General features: G+C 67.4%; 22 protein-coding genes. 6 read left to right on the top strand and 16 right to left on the bottom strand.

What is annotated here, in order from left to right:
- Positions 1–5: 5 nt before the first annotated feature.
- The 3 genes from cimA to cysS all read right to left on the bottom strand — a co-directional run bounded on the left by cimA (position 6) and on the right by cysS (position 3,741).
- A complete protein-coding gene (cimA, locus tag ACN0WF_RS17690) occupies positions 6–1,601 on the bottom strand; it encodes a citramalate synthase (protein WP_417774093.1) in 1,596 nt (531 codons plus the stop codon).
- Positions 1,602–1,798: 197 nt separating this feature from the next.
- Complete coding sequence (locus tag ACN0WF_RS17685; protein ID WP_417774092.1) at positions 1,799–2,299, bottom strand: GFA family protein; 501 nt, start codon at positions 2,297–2,299, stop codon at positions 1,799–1,801.
- The gene (gene cysS, locus ACN0WF_RS17680) at positions 2,296–3,741 is read right to left on the bottom strand and encodes a cysteine--tRNA ligase (protein ID WP_417774091.1); all 1,446 of its coding nucleotides are present in this window, start codon (positions 3,739–3,741) and stop codon (positions 2,296–2,298) included. The genes ACN0WF_RS17685 and cysS overlap by 4 nt, the downstream gene beginning before the upstream one ends.
- Before the next feature lie 300 nt (positions 3,742–4,041).
- On the opposite strand from cysS, the gene ACN0WF_RS17675 reads away from it, so the two are divergent.
- The gene (locus ACN0WF_RS17675) at positions 4,042–5,760 is read left to right on the top strand and encodes a L,D-transpeptidase family protein (protein WP_417774090.1); all 1,719 of its coding nucleotides are present in this window, start codon (positions 4,042–4,044) and stop codon (positions 5,758–5,760) included.
- A gap of 90 nt (positions 5,761–5,850) precedes the next feature.
- Here ACN0WF_RS17675 and ACN0WF_RS17670 read toward each other — a convergent pair whose 3' ends face one another.
- Complete coding sequence (locus tag ACN0WF_RS17670) at positions 5,851–6,663, bottom strand: class II aldolase/adducin family protein (RefSeq protein ID WP_417774089.1); 813 nt, start codon at positions 6,661–6,663, stop codon at positions 5,851–5,853.
- A 340-nt stretch (positions 6,664–7,003) separates the two neighbouring features.
- Between ACN0WF_RS17670 and ACN0WF_RS17665 the strand changes: the two genes are divergently transcribed.
- On the top strand, positions 7,004–7,255 hold the full coding sequence (locus ACN0WF_RS17665) for a hypothetical protein (protein ID WP_417774088.1): 252 nt from the start codon (positions 7,004–7,006) through the stop codon (positions 7,253–7,255).
- Positions 7,256–7,424: 169 nt separating this feature from the next.
- Positions 7,425–7,751 carry an ArsR/SmtB family transcription factor gene (locus ACN0WF_RS17660; protein WP_417774087.1) on the top strand — a complete coding sequence of 109 codons (327 nt, stop codon included), beginning with the start codon at positions 7,425–7,427 and terminating at the stop codon, positions 7,749–7,751.
- 13 nt (positions 7,752–7,764) lie between these two features.
- On the opposite strand, the gene ACN0WF_RS17655 is transcribed toward ACN0WF_RS17660, so the two are convergent.
- Together ACN0WF_RS17655 and ACN0WF_RS17650 are read right to left on the bottom strand one after the other, a co-directional pair.
- Entirely contained in the window at positions 7,765–8,298 is a 534-nt protein-coding gene (locus ACN0WF_RS17655; protein ID WP_417774086.1) for a CreA family protein, read from the bottom strand.
- Between the two features lie 65 nt (positions 8,299–8,363).
- Positions 8,364–8,708, bottom strand: coding sequence for a hypothetical protein (locus ACN0WF_RS17650; RefSeq protein ID WP_417774085.1), 345 nt, complete (start codon positions 8,706–8,708; stop codon positions 8,364–8,366).
- A 370-nt stretch (positions 8,709–9,078) separates the two neighbouring features.
- On the opposite strand from ACN0WF_RS17650, the gene ACN0WF_RS17645 reads away from it, so the two are divergent.
- The gene (locus tag ACN0WF_RS17645; protein WP_417774084.1) at positions 9,079–10,365 is read left to right on the top strand and encodes a DUF2865 domain-containing protein; all 1,287 of its coding nucleotides are present in this window, start codon (positions 9,079–9,081) and stop codon (positions 10,363–10,365) included.
- Here ACN0WF_RS17645 and ACN0WF_RS17640 read toward each other — a convergent pair.
- The 7 genes from ACN0WF_RS17640 to ACN0WF_RS17610 all read right to left on the bottom strand — a co-directional run bounded on the left by ACN0WF_RS17640 (position 10,328) and on the right by ACN0WF_RS17610 (position 19,414).
- Entirely contained in the window at positions 10,328–11,689 is a 1,362-nt protein-coding gene (locus ACN0WF_RS17640) for a glutamate--tRNA ligase (RefSeq protein WP_417774083.1), read from the bottom strand. The two genes, ACN0WF_RS17645 and ACN0WF_RS17640, sit on opposite strands and share 38 nt — an antisense overlap.
- An 80-nt stretch (positions 11,690–11,769) precedes the next feature.
- Positions 11,770–13,008 (bottom strand): MFS transporter, encoded by a 1,239-nt coding sequence (locus ACN0WF_RS17635; RefSeq protein WP_417774082.1) that lies wholly within the window; start codon positions 13,006–13,008, stop codon positions 11,770–11,772.
- Between the two features lie 226 nt (positions 13,009–13,234).
- Positions 13,235–14,455 carry an MFS transporter gene (locus ACN0WF_RS17630; RefSeq protein ID WP_417774081.1) on the bottom strand — a complete coding sequence of 407 codons (1,221 nt, stop codon included), beginning with the start codon at positions 14,453–14,455 and terminating at the stop codon, positions 13,235–13,237.
- A gap of 52 nt (positions 14,456–14,507) precedes the next feature.
- Positions 14,508–16,187: an NAD+ synthase gene (locus tag ACN0WF_RS17625; RefSeq protein WP_417774118.1), complete on the bottom strand. Its 1,680-nt coding sequence runs from the start codon at positions 16,185–16,187 to the stop codon at positions 14,508–14,510.
- Positions 16,188–16,351: 164 nt separating this feature from the next.
- Positions 16,352–16,972 (bottom strand): response regulator, encoded by a 621-nt coding sequence (locus tag ACN0WF_RS17620; protein WP_417774080.1) that lies wholly within the window; start codon positions 16,970–16,972, stop codon positions 16,352–16,354.
- A gap of 237 nt (positions 16,973–17,209) precedes the next feature.
- Positions 17,210–18,592: a class II 3-deoxy-7-phosphoheptulonate synthase gene (locus ACN0WF_RS17615; protein ID WP_417774079.1), complete on the bottom strand. Its 1,383-nt coding sequence runs from the start codon at positions 18,590–18,592 to the stop codon at positions 17,210–17,212.
- Between the two features lie 225 nt (positions 18,593–18,817).
- Positions 18,818–19,414, bottom strand: coding sequence for a gamma-glutamylcyclotransferase family protein (locus tag ACN0WF_RS17610; RefSeq protein WP_417774078.1), 597 nt, complete (start codon positions 19,412–19,414; stop codon positions 18,818–18,820).
- Between the two features lie 94 nt (positions 19,415–19,508).
- Between ACN0WF_RS17610 and ACN0WF_RS17605 the strand changes: the two genes are divergently transcribed.
- Positions 19,509–20,711: an aminotransferase class V-fold PLP-dependent enzyme gene (locus tag ACN0WF_RS17605; RefSeq protein WP_417774077.1), complete on the top strand. Its 1,203-nt coding sequence runs from the start codon at positions 19,509–19,511 to the stop codon at positions 20,709–20,711.
- Positions 20,712–20,835: 124 nt separating this feature from the next.
- Here the strand turns inward: ACN0WF_RS17605 and gor are convergent, their stop codons facing one another.
- Genes gor through rpiA form a run of 3 tightly spaced genes read right to left on the bottom strand, consistent with a single transcriptional unit; the run spans position 20,836 to position 23,549 of the window.
- Positions 20,836–22,209 (bottom strand): glutathione-disulfide reductase, encoded by a 1,374-nt coding sequence (gene gor / locus ACN0WF_RS17600; protein ID WP_417774076.1) that lies wholly within the window; start codon positions 22,207–22,209, stop codon positions 20,836–20,838.
- A 54-nt stretch (positions 22,210–22,263) separates the two neighbouring features.
- Complete coding sequence (locus ACN0WF_RS17595; RefSeq protein ID WP_417774075.1) at positions 22,264–22,797, bottom strand: DUF2059 domain-containing protein; 534 nt, start codon at positions 22,795–22,797, stop codon at positions 22,264–22,266.
- A 56-nt stretch (positions 22,798–22,853) separates the two neighbouring features.
- Positions 22,854–23,549, bottom strand: a complete 696-nt coding sequence (gene rpiA, locus ACN0WF_RS17590; RefSeq protein WP_417774074.1) for a ribose-5-phosphate isomerase RpiA — start codon at positions 23,547–23,549, stop codon at positions 22,854–22,856.
- A gap of 330 nt (positions 23,550–23,879) precedes the next feature.
- Here rpiA and ACN0WF_RS17585 point away from each other — a divergent pair, with 330 nt between their 5' ends.
- Positions 23,880–25,574, top strand: a complete 1,695-nt coding sequence (locus ACN0WF_RS17585; RefSeq protein ID WP_417774073.1) for a methyl-accepting chemotaxis protein — start codon at positions 23,880–23,882, stop codon at positions 25,572–25,574.
- Positions 25,575–25,644 lie beyond the last annotated feature (70 nt).

Raw genomic sequence — 25,644 nt, 5'->3', positions numbered from 1 at the left:
CCTGCCTAGCGGCAGCCGGCCTTGAGGAGCGTATAAGTGTGGGAATCGATCAGCGCCTGGAACGACGCATCGACGATATTGCCCGAAACGCCGATCGTGAACCAGCGCTTGTGCGTGCGAAGATTCTGGCTCTCAATCAGGACGCGCGTCACCGCGTCCGTGCCGCCGTTGAGGATACGCACCTTGAAGTCGGACAACTCCATCTCGTCGATCACCGACTGATAGCGTCCGAGATCCTTGCGCAGCGCGTTGTCGAGCGCGTTGACAGGGCCGTTGCCCTCGGCAACCGACATGCGCGTTTCGCCGTCGATGTCGACCTTCACCACCGCCTCGGAGACGGTGACAAGCTCGCCGATGGCGTTGAACCGCCGCTCCACCATCACGCGGAACGACTGCACGTCGAAGAAGGAGGGAACCTCTCCCAGCCGGCGGCGGGCAAGCAGCTCGAACGAGGCATCGGCCGCCTCATAGGCATACCCCAGCGCCTCGCGTTCCTTCACGTCGCTGAGCAACCCGTCGAGGCGCGGATCGCTCTTCTCGACGGCGATGCCGAGCCGCTTCAGCTCGCCGATCAGATTGGACTTTCCGGCCTGGTCGGAGACCAGCACCCGGCGTCGGTTGCCCACCGTCTCCGGCGGGATGTGCTCGTAGGTCTCAGGTTCCTTGAGCAGCGCCGAGGCGTGGATGCCGGCCTTGGTGGCAAAGGCATTCGCGCCGACATAGGGCGCGTGCCGGTCCGGCGAACGGTTGATGATCTCGTCAAAGGCGCGCGAGATCGGCGTGATGTCGGCGAGCGAGGCCTCGTCAGGCGTCAGTTCGAAGCGCGAGCGATAGGGTTCCTTGAGGATCAGCGTCGGGATCAGCGTGACGAGATTGGCGTTGCCGCAGCGCTCGCCGATGCCGTTGAGCGTGCCCTGAACCTGGCGCACGCCCGCCTCGATCGCGGCAAGAGAATTGGCGACCGCGTGGCCGGTGTCGTCATGCGCATGGATGCCCAGCCGGTCGCCGGGAACATGATCACTCACCGCGCGCACGATCAACGCCACCTCGCCCGGCAGCGTGCCGCCGTTGGTGTCGCACAGCACCACCCAGCGCGCGCCGGCCTCATAGGCGGTGCGCGCGCAGGCCAGCGCATAATCCGGATTGGCCTTGTAGCCATCGAAGAAATGTTCGCAGTCGATCATCGCCTCGCGGCCGCTGGCGCACACCGCCTCGACACTCTCGCGGATGCTCTCCAGATTTTCCTCATTGGTGCACCCGAGCGCGACGCGCACATGGTAGTCCCAGCTCTTGGCGACGAGACAGATCGCATCGGCGGAGGACGCGAGCAGCGCCGCCAGTCCCGGGTCGTTGGCCGCAGAGCGCCCTGCCCGCTTGGTCATGCCGAAGGCGGTGAAGGTGGCGCGCCGGGTGCGCTTTTCGGAGAAGAAGGCGCTGTCGGTCGGATTGGCGCCCGGATAGCCGCCCTCGACATAGTCGACACCGAGCCGCTCCAGCAGGTCGGCGACGGCGATCTTCTCCTCCACCGAAAAGTCGATGCCGGCCGTCTGCGCCCCGTCGCGCAGGGTGGTGTCGAACAGGGTGAGGCGTTCGCGGGTCATGATGCGTGTCCTGGGGTGGTGCGGCCGGCCCGCTCCCTTGCGGGCGGTTTTTCGGTCGGCATGTCAGTGATCTGCCGGACAGTCCACGTGCCGCAGCCTGCTGGTGAAGGCTTGTGGCGGCGTGAAATGTCCCGCGTGCGGATGATCTTGCGTCTTCTTGCGTTTCCGGTCGCGCGAGGCAGTCGGTTGCGGGTCGGTTAGTCAGTCGGTCGGTCGGCCGGCGGCCAGCTCTGCGTGTCGTGGTCGGGATGCTGGTTGGAGTGGATGTCGCTGAGGAACGGCGCCTCCGCCAGATCGTCGAGCGTCGTGCGCGCGGGCAGGCCGGCGAGGTCATCGACGAAGCCAAGCTTCGCCTCGATGCCGTACTGCACCGTCGGCGCAATATCCTGCGGCCGGTCGAAGGCCCCGATGGACAGGGCCATCATCTCACCCGGCTCCTCGTAGCTCAGCGGCGTGCCGCAGGCGGCGCAAAAGCCGCGCGAGACGTGATTGGAAGAGTGATAGATCGCCCGCTCCCCGCGCGTCCAGGTGAGCTGGTCGCGCCTCAGGTTGACAAGCGGCGCGAAGAACCCGCCCACCGCCTTCTGGCACATGCGGCAATGGCAGACCGAGGCCCGTCCCAGCGCGCCGCGCACCCGGAAGCGTACGGCGCCGCACTGGCACCCGCCCGAATGCGATCCGTTTTCGCTCGCGCTCACTGCGCCACCTCCCAGCTTGTCTCGACTTCGCCGGTCGCCTTGTCCCGCGTGTCCTTGAGCACGACGCCCTCGGCGGCGAGCAGGTCGCGGATGCGATCGGCCTCGCCCCAGTCCTTGGCCTCGCGGGCCGCCTTGCGCTCGGCGATCAGCCCGTCGACGCGGGCGGCGAGCGCCGGATCGGCCGCGACCTCGCGCGCCTCCTCGGCGGCGGCGCGCACGCCCGAGAGATCCAGCCCGAGGAAAGCAAGTGATGCCGCCAGCCCGCGGCCGGCGTCGACGTCGCCGCCACGCGCCTCGCGGGCAAGCCGGTGCAGCACGGCCAGCGCGCGCGGCGTGTTGATATCGTCGCAAAGCGCCTCGATCAGATCATCGGGAAGCGCGGCCGCCGCCTCGCCGGGCGCGCCGTCGAGGCCGCATTTGTCCAGCGTCGCCGCCCAGCGCGTGAGCAGGGCAGTCGCCTCCTCCAGCGCCTTCTCGGTGAAGTCCAGCGGCTGGCGGTAATGGCTCATGGTGAGCACCAGGCGGATGGCTGCGCCCGCCCAGCGCCGGCCGCCGACCTTGTCGGTTTCGAGCAACTCATGGACGGTGATGAAGTTGCCGAGCGACTTCGACATCTTCTCGCCTTCCACCTGCAGGAAGCCGTTGTGCAGCCAGTAGCGCGCCATCACCTGCGAGCCGTGGCTGCAACGCGACTGGGCAACCTCGTTCTCGTGGTGCGGGAACACCAGGTCGATGCCGCCGCCGTGGATGTCGAAGGTCTCGCCGAGGTGGCGCGCGGCCATGGCGGAACACTCGATGTGCCAGCCGGGGCGGCCGGGCTCCGCGATCCCGCAGGGGCTCGGCCAGCCGGGCTCGCCTTCCTTCGAGGGCTTCCACAGCACGAAGTCCATCGCCCCCTTCTTGTAGGGGGCGACCTCGACGCGGGCACCGGCGCGCATGTCGTCGAGAGAGCGGCCGGACAGCCGGCCGTAGTCTTCCATCGAGCCGACGTCGAAGAGCACATGTCCCTCCGCCACATAGGCATGTCCCGTGGCGACCAGGCGCTCGATCATCGCCTTCATGTCCTCGATGTGCTCGGTCGCGCGCGGCTCCACGTCCGGCGACAGCGCGCCGAGCGCGGCCATGTCGGCGTGATACTGCGCGGCGGTGCGCTCGGTGAGATCACGGATCGTCACGCCCTCCGCGGCCGCGCGCGCGTTGATCTTGTCGTCGACGTCGGTGATGTTGCGCGCATAGGTGACATGGTCGGCACCGTAGAGATGGCGCAGCAGCCGGTAGAGCGTGTCGAACACCACCACGGGCCGGGCATTGCCGATATGGGCGTAGTCATAGACCGTCGGTCCGCACACATACATCCGCACGTTCGACGGATCCTCCGGCACGAAATCCTCTTTCGTGCGGGACAGCGTGTTGGTGAGCTTCAACTGATGCTTCGACGTCATGTCTGGTCGCCTCCTGGCCGGCTGGCCTGGGCGTCCGTCTCACCTCCTGGGCGGAGGAGCATCGAGCATGAGGGGAACGGCCACAGCCAGCTTTGTCGCTAGCTGCAAATAATGAGGATCGAAATCTGGGTCCGCATGGCCTTCTTCATGCTTTCGTTCTGACCGGTTTGCACGGCTCGGTCAAGTATGCAAATCGGCTCTTTTCGAGCCAAAACGGCGCTTTCGTGACATACGACACGCCTCGTCGGCGCGCATTGGGCTGTGTAATATGCGCAGCAGATTTCTTCGGAGGAGTTGCCAATGATTCCCGCCCCTTCCCGCTTCCTCGTGCCCACCGTGGCGACGGCTCTTTTCCTTGCCATCGCACCGGGCCTCGCCCTTGCGCAGACGCCGGCGGCCGGACAGGCGCCGGCGGGCGGAGCCGTCGCCGCCCCCGTGGTCACGCCCAACGAGGTGCGTCCGGCCGACCCGCTGTCGCGCGCGATCGAGCGCTATCTCGCCACCGCCCCCGCGCCGATGCTCGACGCCGCCTACAGCGCCGGCTCGGGCGAGGAGGCCGATCTCGGCGTCGCGGGCTTCTACCGGGCCCGCGTGTTCCAGCCGCTCTGGGTCAGCGCGGAAGGTCTCAACCCGAACGGCCAGCGGCTGATCGCCGCCTTTGCCTCCTCCGCCGACGATGCGCTCGACCCGCGCGAGTATGATGCCGACGGCCTCGCGCGTCTGGCTTCGGCCGCCGCCTCCGACGACGACCTCGCCAGGCTGGAGGTGACGCTCTCCGATACGTTCGTCACCTATGCCAACCACCTGACCTCGGGCCGCGTGAAGCCGAACGAGGTCAACAAGTCGCTCAACATCTTCCCCAAGGCGCCAGACCCCTCCGTGCTGCTCGACTTCATCGACAGCGGCGAGGACTTCAGCCTCGCGCTCGACAGCCTGTCGCCCAACACGCCCAACTACGCCCGCCTGAAGCAGTCCCTCGCCGTCTGGCGGGCGAAGGCGGCCGCCGGCGGGTTCACCGTCGTGCCGGGCGGCCAGACGCTGAAGCCCGGCATGACCGATCCGCGCCTCGAGGCCTTGCGCGCCCGCCTTGTCGAGGAAGACCTCCTCGCGCCCGCGAGCCACACGGGCGACGTCTACGACGGCACGCTGGTCGAGGCGGTGAAGCTCTTCCAGGAACGTCACGGCCTCGATGTCGACGGCGTGATCGGCAAGAACACGCTGGCCGAGATCAACGTGCCGATCGCCGAGCGGGTCGCCCAGATGGAGCTGAACATGGAGCGCCGGCGCTGGATGCCCGACGATCTCGGCGCCCGCTACGTCTTCGTCAACCTGGCCGACCAGACGCTGAAGGTCGTGGACGACGACAAGACGATCCACACCGCCCGCGTCGTGGTCGGCAAGCCCTATCACGCCACGCCGGTGTTCTCCGACAAGATCACCTACGCGGAGGTGAACCCGTACTGGACGGTGCCCTACTCCATCGCCACGAAGGAATACCTGCCGCAGTTGCGCAAGAACCCCGGCGCGCTCGCCGGCAAGGGCATCCGGATCTTTTCCGGCAACCGCGAGGTCGACCCCTGGTCGGTCTCCTGGGGCAGCTACGGGACGGGCAAGTTTCCTTTCACGCTGCGCCAGGATCCCGGCAGTTCCAACGCGCTCGGGCGCATCAAGTTCATGTTCCCGAACAAGTTCAACATCTACATTCACGACACGCCGTCCAAGGCGCTGTTCTCGCAGGCCCAACGCTCCTTCAGCCATGGCTGCATCCGCACCGAGAACCCGTTTGACCTGGGCGCCGTCCTCCTCGGTCCCGACGGCTGGAACAAGGCGAAGCTGCTTCAGGCGCGCGACACCGGCGACCGCCGGGTGATCAAGCTGAAGACGCCGGTTCCGGTGCATCTCACCTATCTCACCGCCTGGGTGAACAAGGACGGATCGGTGAACTTCCGCCGCGACGTCTACGGCCGCGACACGGTGCTGGCCAAGGCGATCGAGGCACGCCGCCGGACCCCTCTTTGAAAAACGGACGGGCGCGCCTTGGCTGTCGCGCCCGTCTCGCCTGCGCTGCCGCGCCGGGGCGCCCCATCCGCTCCGGCCAGGCAGCAAGGCTCAGTCGAGCATGTCCGGCTGGCTGCGCAACAAATGCTCGGCGATCGGCTGGAAATGCAGCCAGCCGATATAGTCCGACCCGACATGCTTGCGGCTGTAGCGCGCCCGCTCCTGGCTCACCAGAACCGGCTCCCTGCCGGTCGCGTCGACCAGAAGCTCCTGCCTGCAGCACCGCTCCATCGCGATGAACCAGAAGGCCGCTGCATCGACGGAATGCCGGCTGGCCGTCAGCAAACCGTGATTTGCGTGGATCGCCGCCTTCACCCCGCGAAAGGCCTGCGCCACATTCACCCCGGCCTTGTCTTCGAGCGCCGCGGCGCCGGCCTCCTCCGTGATCACCACATGGTCCTCAAAGAAGGCGCAGGAATCCTGCGTCAGAGGTCGCAGGCTGCGCCCCAATGACGCAAAGGCGGTGCCGGCTTCCGTGTGGGCGTGGCACATGGACACGATGTCGGGATGCGCCTTGTGCACATTCGCATGCAGGACGAACCCGGCCCGATTGACCGCATGGCTGCCTTCCACGACACAGCCGGAATGGTCGACCAGCGCGAGACTGGAGACGCGAACGTCCTGGAAATGGACCGCCATCGGGTTGGTCCAGAACAGCTCCGGTCGCTCTGGATCGCGAACCGTGAGATGGCCGGCGAAGCCGTAGTCATAGCCCTCGCGCGCGAAGGCCCGACAGGCAATCACCAGCCGTTCCTTCCGGTGCCGCCGCTCGTCCTCGACGCTGGCGAATTCACGCTCGGTCGGGAACGCGAGCCCCTTCTGCTCGGGCTGGTAGACGGATGTCTTCTCGACAGTTTCAAGCATGACCCTCTCCGCGGTTGACGGCGCCGCGTGCCTTGCCTGAACGCCGCGCACCTGGTCCAACCGGGAAACCCTGCGAGAATTCACAGGCCGGGTCCAATATGATTGCTGCACTGCAAAATGAAGAAATGCGTATTTGTGCCATGTCAGACATGCCGAAGACGGCCTTGCGGGCAGCGCCGCAGGCGGTGGGCCGATCCTCTGGCCTATCGCAAGGGCGGGCGCTTGCGACCGCCTTCACGTTTCTGAACGACAGATAAAGACCCCTCTCAGGACGGGTTCAGGCCCGCCCTGGCATCATCCGGTCATGTTCGAAGCCTCCTGCGTACCGGAGACCAGTGCCATGACCCGTTCTTTCGCCACCCCGACCGCACCGCGCACCACGTCCCTGCGGTCGCTAATCGGCCCCATGCTCGGAGCAACCGTGCTGTGCGCCCTGCTGCTGGCCCCGGTCGCCGCCTTTGTCCTTGCCGGAGCGGACCGGCAGTCCGGCGATCGCCACGCCTCCGTGATTGGCGGCTGCGCCTCGGCCACCTGCCCTGCTGACACACCGTTCACATTAAATCAGAGCGTTTCATCTTTTAGCATTCGCTGATATCTTGCATACCAAGAATGCTTGCAATCTAATGTCCACTTATTGCCGCTTCGCAGGGGCGGCGGGGCACCCGGATCGAGATCCGGGTAAGGGGTCGGACGACACACGAACGCATCAGGGAACCGGACGGGCCCCCTGGAGCGTTTTCGTGTGTTCAGGAAGGATTTTCATGATCAACGCGCTTCAGGAGAAGGCGGAGGAGGCGGCGGGATTTCTCAAGATGCTGGCCTCGGGTCCGCGGCTGATGCTGCTGTGCCACATGGCCGGCGGCGAGACCAGCGTCGGCCAGCTCGCCGAACTCACCGGCATGCGCATGCCGACCGTATCGCAGCAGCTCGCCCTGCTCCGCGCCCAGGGGCTGGTCCGCACGCGGCGCGACGGAACCACCATCTACTACACACTCGAAAGCGAGATGGCCCAGGACGTTCTGTCGCTGCTGCAAAAGCACTTCTGCCCGACGGACGAGAGCGCTCCCGCGGAGGCGGCGGCGGAATAACCGCCGTCGCCCGTCAGTCGAGCCAATCCGCGCAGCGCGGCGCATCCGAGCCGCCCCACGGCATGATCGGCACCGTCGAGGTGGAATTCTTCGGGCTGCCCTCGATGATCTTGTCTGAATAGACCAGATAGACGAGCACGTTGCGCTTCGCGTCGCATCCGCGCACGATCCGCATCTTCTTGAACATGAACGAGCGGCGCTGGCGGAACATCTCGTCGCCCTGCTCGAACTTGCCCTTGAAGCTCACCGGCCCGACCTGCCGGCAGGCGAGCGAGATGTCGGAAACCTCCTCGGCAACGCCCAGCCAGCCCGAAACACCGCCCTTTTCGGGAACGGTGAAATGGCAGGCAACGCCCTCCACCAGCGGGTCATCGATCGCATAGGTGGCCAGCTTGTGGTCCGGGGTGAGCAGTTTCCAGACCGTCGACTTCTTGAAAATCAGGTCCGGCTCGTCCTGGGCGGCGGCGGGCTGCACGAGGCCGACGGCCGCGACACTGGCCACCGCGAGGAACGCGGCGGCGGCGGCAAGACGCAATTGACGTTTCATCCGGGAGATCTCCTTGCTGTCGCTTTCCATATGGGGACGCGCCCGCCCCCGGAAAACCGCCTCGCTCAGAAGAACAGCAAACCGACCACATGAATGATCGCGACCAGGGGCGACGGCGTCGCCAGCAGCGCGATCGAGGCGAAGCTGAGCACCATGAGCGCAAGGATCCCGATGGCCAGCCGGCGCTCGCCGTTGCGCCGCGCCGAGCGCCAGGCCAACCCGTGCAGCACCAGCACCAGTGCGGCATAGATGCCGACCATGACCAGCACGGATGTTTCAGTCGACCAGCCGCGATGAGAGATGTACGCGGGCAGGAAGGCACTGGCCACCGGCAGCACCATCACGTGGCTGAGCACGGTGAGAATGAGCGCGCCGCTTTGCGGCCTGGACTGGGCGGGCTGGCTGGTCATGCGGGACGTTGGCTCCGGCGAACGAGAGGGCTGCCGGCAAGGGGCCAGCGCGGCGCCATCAGTGCCACGCCCGAAGACACCGCGCAAGGCGGCCCGGCGCCGCAGCCGCCGAACCCTGCGTTAGGTCGCGATTTACTAAAATTGGAGGGTTTCCTTGTGTTCCCGAGCGCGCCGGCGTCATAGTCGCGGCACAGGACAGGAGCCGGGGCACCGCGCGCAGGGCAAAACAACCGCCCGCGTCGCGGTGCCACCATTTGCCTTTCGGCGCTGGTCTCCATCCGAGCCAGCCGGTTTCTGGCGCGCACCGCATCGCCAATTGGGCACGTGCACAGCGCGACGAAGAGACCGCAACCGGGGAATGCGACCAGTTATGGCGAGCAGGCGAGCGAATTCGGCCGACCGGAGCACGGCGGCCCGCGGCAGCGGGCTTGTCGCGGCGGGTCTGGTCGTGGCAGCGTTGTCTCTCGCCCCCTTGCCCGCGCTTGCCGCCAGTTGCGCCACCCTGTCGGCCGACCTGGCGCGCCTTTCGGCTGCTTCCGGCCAATCCCCCCAGTACCGCAAGTGGCAGAAGGCCGCGCGCGAGCAGTCCTCGGCGCTGTCGCTCGCCGAACGCGACGCCCGCCTGCTCGGCTGCGCCTCCGGCAGCTCCGCCTCCTGCGCGTCCCTTGCCACCAAGATCAAGCGCATGCGTTCGAACCTGCGCGCCATCGAGCGCCAGCGCGACCGTCATGCCGACACCGGAACCGCCGCGCGACGCAAGCGCGTGGCGCGCGACATGAGGCGTAACGGCTGCAACGAGCGACCGGCAGCAACAACCTCCGCGCGCCGGTCCGGCGACGGCGGCGGGTTGCTGGCCTTTCTCGGCATTTCCAGCCGCGAGCGCGGTCAGCCGGTCGCCGTGTCCTCCGGAGACCAACCGGCGGTCCGGTCGCGGGTCCGCATCGAGCATTCCGGCGGCGGAGACCACATGTCCGTGCCGCTGACGACGCGCGGCGGCGACGGCACCACCTATCGCACGGTGTGCGTGCGCATCTGCGACGGCTTCTATTTCCCGGTCAGTTTCGCCACTGGCGAGCAAGGTTTCGGGCGGGATTCGGCGATCTGCCGCGCCCGCTGCCCCGGCGCCGACACCCAGCTCTTCGTGCATCGAAATCCGGGAGAAACGGCGGAAAACCTCGTCGCGCTCGACGGCACGCCCTACGCCGACCTGCCCAACGCCAACCGCTTCCGCACCACCTATGTCTCGGATTGCGGATGCAGGTCGGCCGGCAACGGCCGGCAGTCGCTGGCCAGCCTCACCCGCAGCGGCGACGATCTGGCGCTGGACAGCCTGAGGCAGGGCGAAGGCTCTGCCGGCTTCGGCCTCGACAGCATGCGCTCCGCGCTTTCCGCGCCCGGGCTGGACCGCGTGTCCGCGCAGGTTCCCGACGGTGCCGACCCCGACACGCGGATGAACATCGAATTGGGCTATGCGGCGCTGGCGCGCCCTGCCGTTCTGCCGGTGCTCGGGCGAACGCGGTCCGAACCGGAAGCGGAAATCGATCTGCCCGCGCCGCAGCCGGCCAATGTTCCCCAGACAGCTGTTTCCCAGACCGCCTCCGACGCTCAGGACCGCGCTGTCAGGATAGTCGGGCCACGCTATTACATCGCCCAATGAGCGGCAGCAGCCGCTTCATGTCCGGTCCGTGGTCCTCACCGGTCAGCGCCTTGCGCAGCGGCAGGAACAGCGCTTTGCCCTTGCGCCCGCTTTCGGCCTTGAGCGCGGCGGTCCACGCCCCCCAGGTCGTTTCGTCCCAGGGCTCGTGCGGCAGCGTCCGCGCGGCAAGAGCCAGATAGTCCGCATCCCCCGCATCGGGTGCCACCCGTGCCGGCGCGTCGACGGCCTTCCACCAGCGCGCCGCATCCGCGACGATCTCGCAATTCTCCCGAACCGCCAGCCAGAACGCCGCACCGCCGCCTACGCCCAGCTCCGCGAGCCGCTCGGCCACCGCGTCGAAGGCGAGCGCGTGCACCAGCCGGGCGTTGAGCGGGCGCAAGTCGGAGGGGTCGAACTTGGCGGAGGACCGCGAGACATCGGCAAGCTCGATCATGCCGGCCAGCGCCGCGAGGCTCTCCGCAGGCTCGATGGCGTGGCTCGTGCCGGTCAGCACCGCCAGCGAGGCGACCGCCATCGGCTCGACGCCCTCCTCCTTGAGCGAGCGCAGCGACAGCGCGCCCTTGCGCTTGGAGAGCCCCTCGCCGGAGACCGTGGTCAGCAGGTTGTGATGGGCAAACACCGGCGGTGTCGCCTCCAGCGCCTGGAAGATCGCAATCTGCACGGCGGTGTTGGCGACGTGATCCTCGCCGCGAATGACATGGCTGACGCCAGCGGCGATGTCATCGACGATGGAGGGCAACGTGTAGAGATAGGTGCCGTCCTCGCGGATCAGCACCGGATCGGACAGCGAGGCGAGATCGACGCTCTGCGCGCCCCGGCACAGGTCGTCCCAGGAGACTTCCGTGCGGCGGGTCTCAAAAGGGTCGGTCTCGAAGTTCGGCAGCAGGAAGCGCCAGTGCGCGACCCGTCCTTCGGCCTCGAGCTTCGCCCGGTCCGCGTCGGTGAGCTTCAGCCCGGCGCGGTCGTAGACCGGCGGCCGGCCAAGCGCGCGGGCGCGGGCGCGGCGGCGCTCCAGTTCATCCGCCGTCTCGTAGCAGGCATAGAGCAGGCCCGCCGCCTTCAGCCTCGCCGCCGCCGCGTCATAGAGCGCGATCCGTTCCGACTGGCGGAAGCTCTCGTGCGGGCGGATGCCGAGCCAGTCGAGATCGCCGGCGATGGCGTCGGCAAACGCCTGCGTCGAACGCTCCCTGTCGGTATCGTCGTAGCGCAGGATGAAGCGCCCGCCCTCGCGCAGGGCGAAGAGCCAGTTCATCAGCGCCGGCCGGGCGTTGCCGATATGGAGAAAGCCGGTGGGCGACGGGGCAAATCGAACGGTGACGGTCATGGGCTCTTCCTAGAGCATTTCCGCCGTCTCCCGCTACTCCCCGTCGTGGGGATTTTCACGATTTCCGGCGTGATGCCCGTTCACGCCGCCGCGACCTGTTCATCCTGCGCGGCGCGGGCGACAAGCCGGCGCGAGAGCGCCGTCATGGCAAGCGCGGCGGCGAAACAATAGACCGCCATGCCCACCATCTGCGCCCCGTAGGGAACGCCGATGTCGATCAGATAGCCGGTGAGCCCCGGTCCGACGGCCGAGGCCAGCACCATCATCGCGACAGTGACCGAGCGGATCGCGCCAAGATGGCGCGAGCCGTAGACCTCTGGCCACAGCGCGCCGAACAGCGTCGAACTGACGCCGGTGCTCATGCCGAGCAGCGCCATGAAGCCGAAGGCGGCAGCCGGTGCGGTGACGCCGGCAAGCAGCAGGCAGGCAAGCCCCAGCGGCAGCAGGAACGTCGGCAGCAGCCGAACGGCGGAAAAGCGGTCGATCAGCCAGCCCGACAGCAGCGCGAAGCAGATCGTCATCGTCGAACTGACGACGAAGGCGGAGGCGAAGAGCTCCCGCGTCCAGCCGCGCAGCTCCACCAGGTAGATCTGATGGAAGAAGATCGTCGTGCCGATGAAGGGCGGCGCCAGCGTGCCGGCGGAGATCAGCCAGAAGGCCGGGTCGCGCAGCACCTCGCCGCGCGTCCAGTGCCGCCGCTCGGGCCTCCCGGCGTCCACATGCACGGTCCCGCGCGGAATGCGCTCGACCTTGAGCAGCATGAGCAGCGCCGGCAGCGCTACCACGACGAGCACGCCAACGCCGAGCCACCAGGTGCCGCGCCAGCCGAGCACGCCCGCGAGCGCCACGAAAGTCAGCGGCAGCGTCGCCTCGCCGCACTGGATGCCGAGCGAAGCGATGGAAACCGCCCGTCCGCGCTGAGCATCGTACCAGCGCCCCATCGCCGTCATCGCCACATGGGTCATCATCCCCTGCCCGAAGAGCCTGAGCCCGAAGAGCACGACGAAAAGCATCGGCACGGAGGAGACGCTGGCCATGCCGGCGGAGGCAAGCGCCAGGCCAGCGACCACGCAGACGGCGACCAGGGCGAGCGAACGGGTGTCGACGACCTTGCCGACGATGGTCAGCGACAGCGCCGAGCACAGGGTCGCCGCCATGTAGAGCCCACCGAAGGCGCCATGCGAAAGGTCGAAGGTGGCGCGCAACTCTCCCGCCACCAGCGAGATAAAATAGGTCTGCCCGAAGCTCGAAAAGAACATCAGCAGCAGGCCGGCGAGAAGCCAGCGGAGGTTCGCGCGGACGAAGGCGAGGAACGACATGAAGGCGACCTGGAAGACGCGCACCCGCCCGCGTGCCCCAGTTCCCCGGCGCAACGGGGGAACGCGAGAGCGGACGGCCTGCGCCGGACGGATGACCGGAAGCGGATCTGCGGCGGCGGCGTTTCGGGCCGGAGGGAGTGCAATCCCCCGAGCGCCCGCCGCCGCGTCTGCTGAAGGCTGCGACCATAAAGGAAAGCCGCAGCCCGCGAAAGCTTGCGGTTTTTGCTCAGCCCGGCAGGGTCGCTGCTGCGCCCGCCGCCGGCCGCGCCGCCCGCCGCACGATCGCCACCAGCACGACGAGCGCGGCAAAGGCGAGCGCGGAAAGCCCGCAAGTCACAGCGACCGCCCCGGCGACGCCGGCGTTGTCGAGCACCAGGGTTATCGCCAGAGGCCCCGTGGCCATCGCGATATTGGTCGGCAGCGACAGGCTGGCGGCGGCCCGCGCATAGCGCGCGGCGGAGAAGAACTGCAGCGGCAGGAGCGCGCGCGTCAGCGCCGAGATGCCCGAGCCGAATCCGTAGAAGGCGACGAAGAGGAACAGCAACGATGCCTCTCCGTCGGCGAACAGCAGGATCAGCGGCGAGCCGGCCAGCAGCCCCGCCGCCACCAGCCCCGAAAGCACCGCCGAGGCGCGCCGGCCCGCCAGCATGTCGGCCAGCCGCGCGGTGATGCCGAGCAGCGAGCGCAGCGAACCGAGCTGCAGCGCCAGCGCCGGCGAGGCGCCCGAGGCCTGCAGCAGCGCGATGAGCGAGGGGGCGATGCCTGTCGTCACCAGCCCGAAGACAACGAAGACAAACGCGATCAGCGCGAAGGCAAGGCGTGATTGGCGCGGCGACATGACCAGCGGCTCGTCCAGCGAGGCGGCGCGCATTTCCGCACTCTCCTCGCGCTTGCGCGGCAGGGCGAAGAGATAGAGCGGGCAGAGCGCGAGCTGCGCCGCCGCGCCGATCAGCAGCGCGCTACGCCAGCCGAAGGCCTCGGCGGCCAGGCTCCACAGCGGCCAGAAGACCGCGGCCGAGACCCCGGTGAAGATCATAAGCAGGCCGATGACGCCCTTGGCGCCCGCCCCTTCCCGCTCGACCACGGCCGTGTGCGCGGGCACCGACAGCCCCAACGCTCCGCCGATGCCGGCAACGACCCAGGCAGCGTAATAGACAACAGGGCCCTGCGCGACGCTGAGCCCGACGAGGCCCGCGGCCATCGCCGCCGCGCCGGCGGCAAGCACCCGCGCCGCGCCAAGCCGCTCGATCGCCCGCCCGGTTGCGGGACCCGAGAGACCGCCGACCAGCATCATCGCCGTCAGTCCGCCAAAGGCGAGCGCGTTGGACATGCCGAGATCGGCGGCGATCGACCGTCCGAGCACACCCGGCATGTCGAACGTCGTGCCCCAGCCGATGATCTGGCCGAGCGCGAGGATCGCGACAAGCCGCAGGCGGTCGAGACGCATGGCGGACGGTCTCCGGGCGCACGGGCAACGCCGGTTGGCGGGGCGCTTCCGCTCAGCTGCGGTCGCGGTAGCGGTTGGTGATCGGATAGCGGCGGTCGCGGCCGAAGTTCTTGCGGGTGATCTTGACGCCGGGCGCCGACTGCCGGCGCTTGTATTCGGCGATGTAGAGCAGATGCTCGATGCGGTGGATCAGCGCGCGGTCATGTCCGCGCGCCTCGATCTCGCCGACCGACATCTCGTTCTCGACAAGGCATTCGAGAATGTCGTCGAGCACCTCGTAGGGTGGCAGCGAATCCTGGTCCGTCTGGTTTTCGCGCAGCTCCGCCGTCGGCACCTTGGTGATGATGTTTTGCGGGATGACGATGCCGGCAGGCCCCTTCAGCCCCTCCGGCCGGTTGGCGTTGCGCCAGGCCGCGAGCCGATAGACCTCGGTCTTGTAGAGATCCTTGATCGGGTTGAAGCCGCCGTTCATGTCGCCGTAAAGCGTGGCGTAGCCGACCGACATCTCCGACTTGTTGCCGGTGGTGGCGACCATGGCGCCGAACTTGTTGGAGACGGCCATCAGGATCGTGCCACGCGCGCGCGACTGCAGGTTCTCCTCCGTCACGCCGGCCTCGGTTCCCGCGAACAGACCCGAAAGCGCCTCGGAAAAACCCTCAACCGCCGGCGCGATGGGCACGACATCATAGCGCAGGCCCATGGCGTCGACGCAGGCCTGGGCATCCGCCAGGCTCTCCGTCGACGTGTAGCGATAGGGCAGCATGATGCAGTGGACACGCTCGGCGCCGAGTGCATCGACCGCCATCGCCGCCACCACGGCGCTGTCGATGCCGCCCGACAGGCCAAGGACAACGCCCGGAAAGCGGTTCTTTTCCACATAGTCGCGAAAGCCCAGAACACAGGCCTGCCAGTTCGCCGCATCGGCGTCGGGAAGCGGCACGCGGGGGCCGTTCTCGCAGATCCAGGTCTCGCCGTCGCGCCGCCATTCGGTGATGGCGATCTCCTCGACGAACTCGCCCATCTGGAAGGCCAGCGAGCGGTCGGCCTGCAGCGCGAAGGATGCCCCGTCGAAGACGAGTTCATCCTGCCCACCGATCTGGTTGCAATAGACCAGCGGCAGATCCGTCTCCACCACCCGCGCCACCATCACCTGCAGGCGGCGCTCCGCCTTGCCGGTATGAAAGGGCGAGCCGTTCGGCACCAGCAGCAGCTCCGCTCCGGTCTCCGCCAGACACTCGCAGACCTCCTCGCCCCAGGCGTCCTCGCAGACGGGAACGCCGAGGCGGATGCCGCGAAAGCCGAGCGGGCCCGGCAACGGGCCCGGCTGGAACACGCGCTTCTCGTCGAACTCGCCGTAGTTCGGCAGGTCGACCTTGAAGCGCACGCCGACGACCCGGCCGCCGTCGATCAACGCCACCGCATTGTGCAGGAGTTCACCCTCCCGCCAGGGAAGCCCGACGATCAGGCCCGGCCCGCCATCGGCGGTCTCCCCCGCAAGCTCCTCCAGCGCCGCCTTGCAGGCGGCGACAAAGGCCGGCTTCAGGACAAGGTCTTCCGGCGGATAGCCCGAGAGGAAAAGTTCGGAGAAGAGCACAAGGTCGGCCCCCTCCTCGGCTGCCCGCGCACGCGCCTTGCGGACAAGCGCGAGATTGCCGGCGACATCGCCGACGACGGGGTTGAGCTGGGCAACGGCGAGCCGGAGACGGCCGGTCGCGGCAAGATCCTGGGACATGGAGGAACCGGACGTGCGGGAGGTTTCAGACATGCGTCCGGTTTATCCCGCCCCGCCGGCAAGCGCAACGCGGCTTGCACGTCTGGCCAGCGCCGGCATCAGCCCACGGCGCGGCCGTCAAGTGTCGGGATCAGAGGTCGGTCCGGGCATTCAGAGCCGGGCATTCAGAGATAGCAGACCTCCGCCTGCGCCCCGGATCCCCTGCGCGCCACGCCGGCAAGCGCCGGAGTCGCGCGCCGTTCGCCGCCCTTGCGCCTGCGCTTCGGCGGATTGTTCAGAATGCGCAGCATCCGCTGGTACAGCATCGCCGGGGAAACCGGCTTGGCGAGAAACTCGTCGATGCCAAGTTGCGCCGCCCGCAGGATCACCTGCCGGCGGGCATCGGCGCTGACCATGATCACCGGTATCTCGGAGATCATGTTTCCCCTGTCATGTCGGAGAAGGGTCAGAAATTCGGCGCCGCTGATCGGCGTCATCAGCCAGTCGCAGATCGCGATATCGGGTTTGCGATCGACCGCGACGGCCAGGGCATCGGCCCCGTCGGCCGCTTCGAAGACCCGTCGGACGCCGAACCCGCTGAGGATCGCCCGAAACAGCGATCGCATGTGCGAATTATCATCGACGACGAGCACGGACAGCTCACTCATATCCACAACCATGCCGTTCGGTCCCTCCCGAGTGGCGATACTGAAATACTGCACATTCCCTATTAAAATTCCCTTACGTAACCTTCCCGATACGGAAAAATACGATGCGGGCGCGCGGGAAATGGCGCAAGGCGGCAAAGGGTTCCGGCAGACAGTCCGACGCTGCGTCTGCAGTCCCTTTGTGAAATGTCGAGTGGCAAGAGGGACATACGTAGTCAACCGTTACGAAACGATTGCCGTTTCACCGCCTTAAGTATTTTTACGCGGTCAAAAATGCGTAGAAACTTTGCAACCAGAGCGACGCATGCAAAAAGGAGCGGGCCATTCCGGCCCGCCCCCTTTTTCTTGCGTGTCGTCAGTGCTGCGCCTGGCTGCTCAGCCGGCGGCCGCCTGGCGGTCGCTCTCGCGCGCATCGCGCTCCTTGCGCACGTTCTCCGCGACGAGGAAGGCCAGCTCGATGGCCTGCTCGGCGTTGAGACGCGGATCGCAGTAAGTGTGGTAGCGGTCGGCCAGATCCTCGGCCGTGAGCGCCCGCGCGCCACCGGTGCATTCGGTGACGTTCTTGCCGGTCATCTCGATATGGATGCCGCCGGCATAGCTGCCCTCGGCCCGGTGGACGGCGAAGAAGGCCTCGACCTCGCGCAGGATGCGGTCGAACGGCCGCGTCTTGTAGCCGTTGGCCGTGATCGTGTTGCCATGCATCGGATCGCAGGACCACACCACCTTGCGCCCCTCGCGCTCGACCGCGCGCACCAGCGCCGGCAGGTGCTCGAACACCTTGTCCGCGCCGAAGCGGCAGATCAGCGTCAGGCGCCCCGCCTCGTTGGCCGGGTTGAGCGTGTCGATCAGGCGCAGCAGCTCGTCCGCCTTCAGGCTCGGGCCGCACTTCAGTCCGATCGGGTTCTTGATGCCCCGGAAGAACTCCACATGCGCGTGGTCCGGCTGGCGGGTGCGGTCGCCGATCCACAGCATGTGGCCGGACGTCGCGTACCAGTCGCCCGACGTGCTGTCGACGCGCGTCATCGCCTGCTCGTAGCCGAGCAGCAGCGCCTCGTGGCTGGTGAAGAAATCCGTCGAGCGAAGCTGCGGGGCGGTGTCCGGGTCGATGCCGCAGGCGCGCATGAAGTGAAGCGACTGCGAGATCTGGTCAGCCAGCACCTGATAGCGGTGGCTCTGCGGGCTGTCCTTGACGAAGGACAGCATCCAGCGGTGCACGTGATCGAGATTGGCGAAGCCGCCCTGAGCGAAGGCACGCAGCAAATTCAGCGTCGCCGCCGACTGGCGGTAGGCCATGATCTGGCGCTGCGGATCCGGCTCGCGCGATTCCGGCGTGAAGCTGATCTCGTTGACGATATCGCCACGGTAGCTCGGCAGCTCGACGTCGCCCTTCTTCTCCATCGGGGAGGAGCGTGGCTTGGCGAACTGACCGGCGATGCGGCCGACCTTCACCACCGGCTGCGAAGAGGCATAGGTGAGCACCACCGCCATCTGCAGGAACACGCGGAAGAAATCGCGGATGTGATCCGCATGGTGCTCGGCGAAGCTTTCCGCACAATCACCACCCTGGAGGAGAAACCCGCGTCCTTCGGCGACTTCGGCGAGTTGAGCAGTCAGTTTGCGCGCCTCACCTGCAAAAACGAGCGGCGGAAAGTCAAAGAGGCGCCGCTCCACCTCGGCAAGTGCCTCGGTATCACGATACTCCGGAACCTGCACGATCGGCTTCGACCGCCAGCTGTCCGGTGTCCAGTTCTGCGCCATTTCTCCAACTCCGTTAAATCGACCTGCGGCAAGATTCGGTATCTGCGGGTCTGAGCTCCGATTGCGAGTTTCGTGTCTGCCCGAAAGGTCTTGCAAATATTGCGCAACCCCCGGGTGGAGGGGGTTATACACGCGGTGCCCCCGCGAGGCCACAGCAAACCGCCGCATTGGCGCAGGCGCCAGGCCGGTCGCCATCGTCGGTTCGCGGAGCGCGCAAACCCGGCCTCAGCGCGAAAAGTAGCGCAGACCCAGCTCGGCAAGAAGGGCGTCGAAGCGGGCAAGAAGCTCCGGTGCGATTGCCTGCGCGCGTGGATAGACGGGCCGGTCGCGGTCCGCCAGCACGGGCGCCTCCCAGCCATCGGTGGTCTCCAGGAAGTGACGCACTCCCGCCTCGCCCCAGAAGGCGTGGAACCCTGCCAGCACGCAATCGAGATAGCTTTGCAGGATCGGATGTTCCTCGCTGCCCGGCCGCCGGATCTGGGTTTCCGCCTCATAGAGAAATGCTGCGTCGTCGCCCGGCGCGCCGGTGTCGGCGCGAAAACTCGGGCCGATACCGGGAACGCGCACATAGCGGCTCTCGCGTCGGTCGAGCACGGCAAGCTGCTCGGCCGGCTCGCTCACCATCACGCCGCGAATGGCCGAGCGCGGGTCGCGGCGCACCGTCAGCGTGCAGGAAGACAGCGCGCCGGCCGTGCCATCGGCCGGCCACCAGGCCCGCCATTCACGCTGCCAGCCCTCGAGCGTTCCCGCCGTCGCCACCGCCTCGGGGCCCAGCGTCTTCGTGTTGACGAGCGATCCATAGCCGAAATACGTAATCCGCATGGGAGCCGTTCCCTTTCTGCTCTGCCGCGCCGGTTCTGCCGCGCCCCCGCCTCCACGGCCACGCGCCGCCCATGCCTAAAGGATCAGCCCGCCGATGACCAGCGCCCCCGCCCCGAGCCTCTGGTGCGACGAGGACACCCGACGCCTGCGCGCCGACACGCCCGGCGTCGCCACCCGCGTGCACTTCAACAACGCGGGAACCGGCCTGGTTTCCGCCACCGTGCTGCAGTCGGTGAAGGCGCATCTCGATCTTGAGGCGGAAATCGGCGGCTACGAGGCCGCCGACAGGTCCGCCTCCTCAATCGCCGATTTTCATCCCGCCATCGCCGCGCTGCTCAACGCCCGGCCGCATGAGATCGCCTATATCGAGAACGCCACCCGCGCCTGGGACATGGCCTTCTACGCCATCCCCTTCCGCCCCGGCGACCGGGTGATCACCGGCCGGGCGGAATATGTCTCCAACTATGTGGCGCTGCTCCAGATGAAGGCGCGCGCCGGCATCGAGATCGACCTGATAGACGACGACACGGACGGGCAGATCGACCTTGCCGCGCTCGAGGCGGCGATCACCCCGCGCACCCGGCTGATCGCCCTCACCCATGTCCCGACCTTCGGCGGCCTGGTCAATCCGGCCGAGGAGGTCGGCGCCATCGCCCGCCGCCACGGGCTGCTCTACCTGCTCGACGCCTGCCAGTCGGCCGGCCATCTCGACCTCGACGTCCCCCGTATCGGCTGCCACATGCTGTCGGGCACCGGGCGCAAGTACCTGCGCGGCCCGCGCGGCACCGGCTTCCTTTATGTCAGCGACACGGTTCTCGACCAGCTCGAGCCCCCCTTCGTCGACCTGGAGGCGACGGACTGGGTCGACGCCGACAGCTACCGCCTGGTCGACGGCGCCCGCCGCTTCGAGAACTGGGAGCGCTATGTCGCCGGCCAGATCGGCCTGGCCCGCGCCGCCCGCCTCGCGGTCGCGACCGGCACCGGCCGGCTGGAGGCGCGGATCGTTGGCCTCGGTGAGACCCTGCGCTCGGGGCTGGCCGCTATCCCCGGCGTCACGGTCCACGACAAGGGGCGGCGGCGCTGCGGCATCGTCACCTTCCGCAAGGACGGCGAGGCGCCGGCCGCGACGAAGGCGCGCCTTGCCGCCGCCTCGGTCAATGTCTCGGTCTCCGCCGCCTCCTCCTCGCGAATCGACCTGCCGATGCGCGGTCTCGATGCCCTGGTGCGCGCCTCCGTTCACGCCTTCAACAGCGAGGACGAAGTCGACACCCTGCTGAGGCTGATGCGCGACAATTAGGCTTCTACCGAAGACAGTTTTTCGAAATTCCGCACACGGTTTGCAGGAAATGCCGCACGAAAAAGGCCCGGACGCAGAGGCGTCCGGGCCTTTTTTTCACGACTGCAACGGTTCGGCGAAAGCCTCAGGAGCGGATCCGCTCGCTCGGCTCGCGCATGGTGACAAGCTCTTCCGCCGCCGTCGGATGAACGGCCATGGTCGCGTCGAAATCGGCCTTGGTCGCCCCCATCTTCAGCGCGATCCCGAGAACCTGCGACAGCTCGCCCGCATCGGCGCCGAGAATGTGCACGCCGACGACCCGGTTGCCTTCCGGCTCGACCAGAACCTTCATCAGCATTTTCTCGTCGCGCCCCGACAGCGTGTGCTTCATCGGCCGGAAATGCGCCCGGTAGACATCGACCCCACCGTGCTTCGCCAGCGCTTCCGCCTGGGTCAGGCCGACCGTTCCGATCTCCGGCTGGGAGAACACGGCCGTGGGGATAAGGCTGTGATCGGCGGACCATTCCCTGCCGCCGAAGACGGTATCGGCAAAGGCATGGCCCTCGCGGATCGCCACCGGCGTCAGGTTGACCCGGTCGGTCACGTCACCCACCGCATAGATCGAGGGAACATTGGTCCGCGACTGGCCGTCAACGATGACGGCCCCCGTCTGCGACACCGCGACGCCGGCCGCGTCGAGCCCGAGGCCTGCGGTGTTCGGACGCCGGCCGATGGCAAAGAGGATCTGGTCGGCCTCAAGCGTCTCGCCGCCGCGGGTGGTGCCCACAAGCCCGTCCGCCGTCTTCTCGATCGACTTGAAGACATCGCCGCAAATGACTCTGATGCCTTTCTTTTCCATCTCCTCGTGCAGAGCCTTGCGCAGATCGTCGTCGAAGCCGCGCAGGATCTCCTCACCCCGGTAGATCAGCGTCGTCTCGGCGCCGAGCCCGTTGAAGATCCCGGCGAACTCGACGGCAATATAGCCGCCACCGGCGACCATGACCCGCTTGGGGAAGTCGGAGAGATGGAACGCCTCGTTCGAGGTGATGACGTGCTCGCACCCCGGCAGGCTCGCATCGACATTCGGCGTCGCGCCGACGGCGATCAGGATGGTCTTCGCCCGCACCCGCCGCCCGTCGGACATCAGGTGAACAGTATGGGCATCCTCGAGCACGGCCCGGGTGTCGAACATCTCGACGCCGGTGCGCTCCAGGTTGCGCCGATAGACACCCTCGAGCCGAGCGATCTCGCGGTCCTTGGCATCGATCAACCGCTCCCAGTCGAACGACCGCTCACCGACCGACCAGCCGAAGCCCGCCGCATCCTCGAACTCCTCGGAGAACTTCGACGCATAGACGAAGAGCTTCTTGGGCACGCAGCCGCGAATGACGCAGGTGCCGCCGTAGCGGTACTCCTCGGCGATGCCGACGCGGGCACCGTAGCCGGCCGCGATTCGCGCGGCGCGAACGCCACCCGACCCGCCGCCGACAACGAAGAGATCGTAGTCGAATTCGCTCATCTCAGCCCTTCATCCCTGCCGCGACACCTGCCGCATCCGCCTTCACGCCGGCTGTTACTGCTTCGCCGGGGCCTCTTCGCCGCCCGACATGCGCTTGGTCAGTTCCTCGCGCACCAGCGTCACCATCTCGGTCGAGATCGCATCGCCCCACTGCTTGGCCGCGCCGATCGACAGGGCCCGCAGCTCCGGCTCGACCTTGGCGTACTTCTGGCCAAGCGGCGACTTGTAGAAGCTGGCGAGCTGCTGCAGCTCCTCGACGGTGAACCGACGCGCCCAGACCTCATAGACGATCCGGTTGAGCTCCGGACGGCGCTCGGCGAGCGACAGCGCCACCGCGTTGACGACTTCGTCGATGACCACGGTGTTGGCCGGATCGTTGCGGATGAACAGCGTGCGCGTGCGCTCTGCAATGATCGGCAGCACGTCATCGAACGGACGGATCGCGTTGGAAGCGCCGACCGCCTCGCGCGCGGCCGCGATGTGTTCGTCGGAGAAGCTCTCCTGCGCCGCGGCGGGCAGGATGGCGGCAGCGCTGATAAGGACGGCGCCGACGATGCCCGTCAGGGTCTTTCGGAAGGTCGGATACATTTCCCACTCCATAGGAATTTCGCGGGCTCGGCTCTGCGCCGTTTCCCGCGTTCTGGTTATTCCGCGGCCGGCACCAGGCGCTCCACGCCCCCGTCTGCGGCAAGATAGGCGGCATCGGCGATCCCGATGAACAGGCCGTGATCGACGACACCGGGAATTTCCAGCAGCGCCCGCGACAACGAGACCGGATCGTCGATCTCGCCCATATCGATGTCGAGAATATGATGGCCGCCGTCTGTGACGAAGGGCACATCTCCGCCGCGCAGACGCACGGGAACATCGACGCCAATCCGCGAGAGCACCGCGACGATGGCGTTTTTCGTCGCCGTCAGACCAAAGGGAACCACCTCGACGGGCAGCGGAAACCGGCCGAGCCGGGCAACGCGCTTGCTGCCGTCGGCAATGACGATCATGCGAGCGGACGCCGTGGCGACGATCTTTTCGCGCAGCAACGCGCCGCCGCCACCCTTGATCAGGGTCAGCCGCGCATCGAGCTCGTCGGCGCCGTCAACGGTGAGGTCGAGTTCAGGGCAGGTCTCAAGCGTCGCGAGCGGGACGCCGAGCTCCGCGCACAGCGCTGCGGTGCGCTCCGAGGTGGGCACGCCAATGACCGTGAGGCCGTCGCGCACCCGCTCGGCCAGGGCACGCACGAAATGTTCTGCCGTCGACCCCGTTCCGATGCCAAGACGCATGCCGTCCCGCACCTCACTCAACGCCGCCTCGGCGGCCTTGCGCTTCAGCTCTTCGCTCATCGCACCCCGTTTCGAATTTCTGTCTTCTCCCGGCCAAGCTCCGGGCCGGGCGGGTTTAGCATGCGACGACGACAAGGCAAAGGGCTCCCCCCGGCAACGCCGCCGCGCGCACGACGCGCAGCCGCACCCAACGTCACAACCAAGGCGGGATTCCGATCTCCAGCTTAACCAAGTCTTCAAGCAATTGGAGAAATATACGCAAACGATCCAACGCAATATACGAGATTACCTGTATTTCGGAGAAATGATATGCGCTTCCTCTCAAGAGGAATTCGAAAAAATATCGAAGTTACAATTACTTCAGATACCGAAGCGGAAGCGCGAGAAGATTTGTGCGCCGCAAGAGACGAGCTCTCGCTGCGGCAGGGAGAGCAGGCAGCGTTGGCGCTCGACCTGATTGAGTCGGATCTGCGCCGCGCAGCCGGAGGCATCGGTGACAGCGCCACCGCACTGCGCGCGCAAGTCGGCGAGCAGATGGTCGCGCTGTCCGACATTCGCGGCCACGCCGAGGCCCTGGGCGCGGAAACCCGACATGCGGACGAGACCGCGCGGCGCCTGTCGTCCTCCATCGAGGACCTGGTCGAGGCCAGCAACGAAATCGACGCCCAGGTTCGCGGCGCCGGCAAGCTGACGGAGGAGGCCCGCACTGTCGCCGACACCGCCAGCGCGGGCATCCAGGACCTGAAGTCGGCCATCGACGCCATCGCGAGCGTCGTTCGGCTGATTTCGGATGTGGCCAAGCAGACCAACCTCCTTGCCCTCAACGCCACCATCGAGGCGGCGCGTGCCGGCGAGGCCGGCAGGGGTTTCGCGGTCGTTGCCAACGAGGTCAAGTCGCTCTCCGTCGAGACCCAGGCCGCGACCGACGAGATCGTTGCCAACATCGCCCGCCTGCAGACGTCGGCCGAGGGCAGCATCACCGCCGTCGACCGGATCATCGGGGTGATCGGCGAAATTCTGCCGAGCTTCGCCGCCGTGGCCGGCGCCGTGGAACGGCAGATGGAGACGTCGCAGACCGTCGACGAAACCGCGCGGGACACGGCCGAGTTCGTGCGTGCGGTCAACGACAAGGTGAGCACCATCGAGGCCGCCACGGAAAGCGCAGTCGCCGCCGGCACCGCCGCCACCGAGGCCTCGCAACGCATGAGCGCCCTCGGCGCCAGCCTCGACAGCCGCTTCACGATGATGATCCGTCAGACCGCCATCGGCGACCGGCGACGCAGCGACCGGCTTCCGGTTGAAATCGACGGCCGGCTGCAGGTCGGCGGACGGCAACTCCGCGTGAAGACGCGCGACCTCTCCGACGGCGGCGCCCTGCTGGTGCCGCAGGACGGCCAGACCTGCGATGCCGCCGGCATGGCAACCGCCGAGTTCTCCGGCCTCGGCAAGGTCGACCTGCGCATCGTCGCGCAATCGGACAATGGCCTGCATTGCTCCTTCGAACGCACGGAGCCCGAATTCGAGGAGCGGCTCGCGCGCCTGATCGCCCGCGTCCGCTCGGAGCTCGATCCGGTGATAACCTGTGCCCAGGACGGAGCAACGCGGGTCGCCCGCGCAATGACCGAGGCACTGGAACGACGCGCGCTCTCGCTCGACGACCTGTTCGACACCAACTATCTTCCGGTGCAGGGAACCAACCCGCAGCAGGTCTCCAACCGCGCCCTCGCCGTGCTGGAGCAGATCCTGCCGCCCGTGCAGGAGGACATTCTCAAGCGCGGCACCGGCGGCGGCATGACATTTTGCGCGACCGTCGACCGCAACGGCTACCTGCCAGTGCACAATCTGGTCTACTCCAAGCCGCAGCGCCCGGACGACCCGGCCTGGAACGCCGCCAATTGCCGCAACCGGCGCATCTTTGACGACCGCGCCGGCCTCAGCGCGGCGCGCAACACCCGCCCCTTCCTGGTGCAGACCTATCCGCGCGACATGGGCAATGGCACCGTGATCTGGATGCGCGAGGTCGACGCGCCGATCGTCGTTTCGGGGCGCCACTGGGGCGGCTTCCGCACCGCCTACAAGCTCTAGGACCCGACACAAGCGACGCCGGCCGCCGCCGGCGCGCTCGCCCGCGGGCGCTCTCCCGTCTATAACACCC

Origin of the sequence: Stappia sp. (assembly GCF_048268045.1) — a bacterium.
Taxonomy (GTDB): Bacteria; Pseudomonadota; Alphaproteobacteria; order Rhizobiales; family Stappiaceae; genus Stappia.
This window is presented reverse-complemented; position numbering and strand designations above follow the sequence as displayed.

Coding starts and splice junctions, on each gene's coding strand:
- cimA (WP_417774093.1), bottom strand. CDS start 1,601: ATGACCCGCGAACGCCTCACCCTGTTCGACACCACCCTGCGCGACGGG.
- cysS (WP_417774091.1), bottom strand. CDS start 3,741: ATGACGTCGAAGCATCAGTTGAAGCTCACCAACACGCTGTCCCGCACG.
- ACN0WF_RS17675 (WP_417774090.1), top strand. CDS start 4,042: ATGATTCCCGCCCCTTCCCGCTTCCTCGTGCCCACCGTGGCGACGGCT.
- ACN0WF_RS17670 (WP_417774089.1), bottom strand. CDS start 6,663: ATGCTTGAAACTGTCGAGAAGACATCCGTCTACCAGCCCGAGCAGAAG.
- ACN0WF_RS17665 (WP_417774088.1), top strand. CDS start 7,004: ATGACCCGTTCTTTCGCCACCCCGACCGCACCGCGCACCACGTCCCTG.
- ACN0WF_RS17660 (WP_417774087.1), top strand. CDS start 7,425: ATGATCAACGCGCTTCAGGAGAAGGCGGAGGAGGCGGCGGGATTTCTC.
- ACN0WF_RS17655 (WP_417774086.1), bottom strand. CDS start 8,298: ATGAAACGTCAATTGCGTCTTGCCGCCGCCGCCGCGTTCCTCGCGGTG.
- ACN0WF_RS17650 (WP_417774085.1), bottom strand. CDS start 8,708: ATGACCAGCCAGCCCGCCCAGTCCAGGCCGCAAAGCGGCGCGCTCATT.
- ACN0WF_RS17645 (WP_417774084.1), top strand. CDS start 9,079: ATGGCGAGCAGGCGAGCGAATTCGGCCGACCGGAGCACGGCGGCCCGC.
- ACN0WF_RS17640 (WP_417774083.1), bottom strand. CDS start 11,689: ATGACCGTCACCGTTCGATTTGCCCCGTCGCCCACCGGCTTTCTCCAT.
- ACN0WF_RS17635 (WP_417774082.1), bottom strand. CDS start 13,008: ATGTCGTTCCTCGCCTTCGTCCGCGCGAACCTCCGCTGGCTTCTCGCC.
- ACN0WF_RS17630 (WP_417774081.1), bottom strand. CDS start 14,455: ATGCGTCTCGACCGCCTGCGGCTTGTCGCGATCCTCGCGCTCGGCCAG.
- ACN0WF_RS17625 (WP_417774118.1), bottom strand. CDS start 16,187: ATGTCCCAGGATCTTGCCGCGACCGGCCGTCTCCGGCTCGCCGTTGCC.
- ACN0WF_RS17615 (WP_417774079.1), bottom strand. CDS start 18,592: ATGGCGCAGAACTGGACACCGGACAGCTGGCGGTCGAAGCCGATCGTG.
- ACN0WF_RS17610 (WP_417774078.1), bottom strand. CDS start 19,414: ATGCGGATTACGTATTTCGGCTATGGATCGCTCGTCAACACGAAGACG.
- ACN0WF_RS17605 (WP_417774077.1), top strand. CDS start 19,509: ATGACCAGCGCCCCCGCCCCGAGCCTCTGGTGCGACGAGGACACCCGA.
- gor (WP_417774076.1), bottom strand. CDS start 22,209: ATGAGCGAATTCGACTACGATCTCTTCGTTGTCGGCGGCGGGTCGGGT.
- ACN0WF_RS17595 (WP_417774075.1), bottom strand. CDS start 22,797: ATGTATCCGACCTTCCGAAAGACCCTGACGGGCATCGTCGGCGCCGTC.
- rpiA (WP_417774074.1), bottom strand. CDS start 23,549: ATGAGCGAAGAGCTGAAGCGCAAGGCCGCCGAGGCGGCGTTGAGTGAG.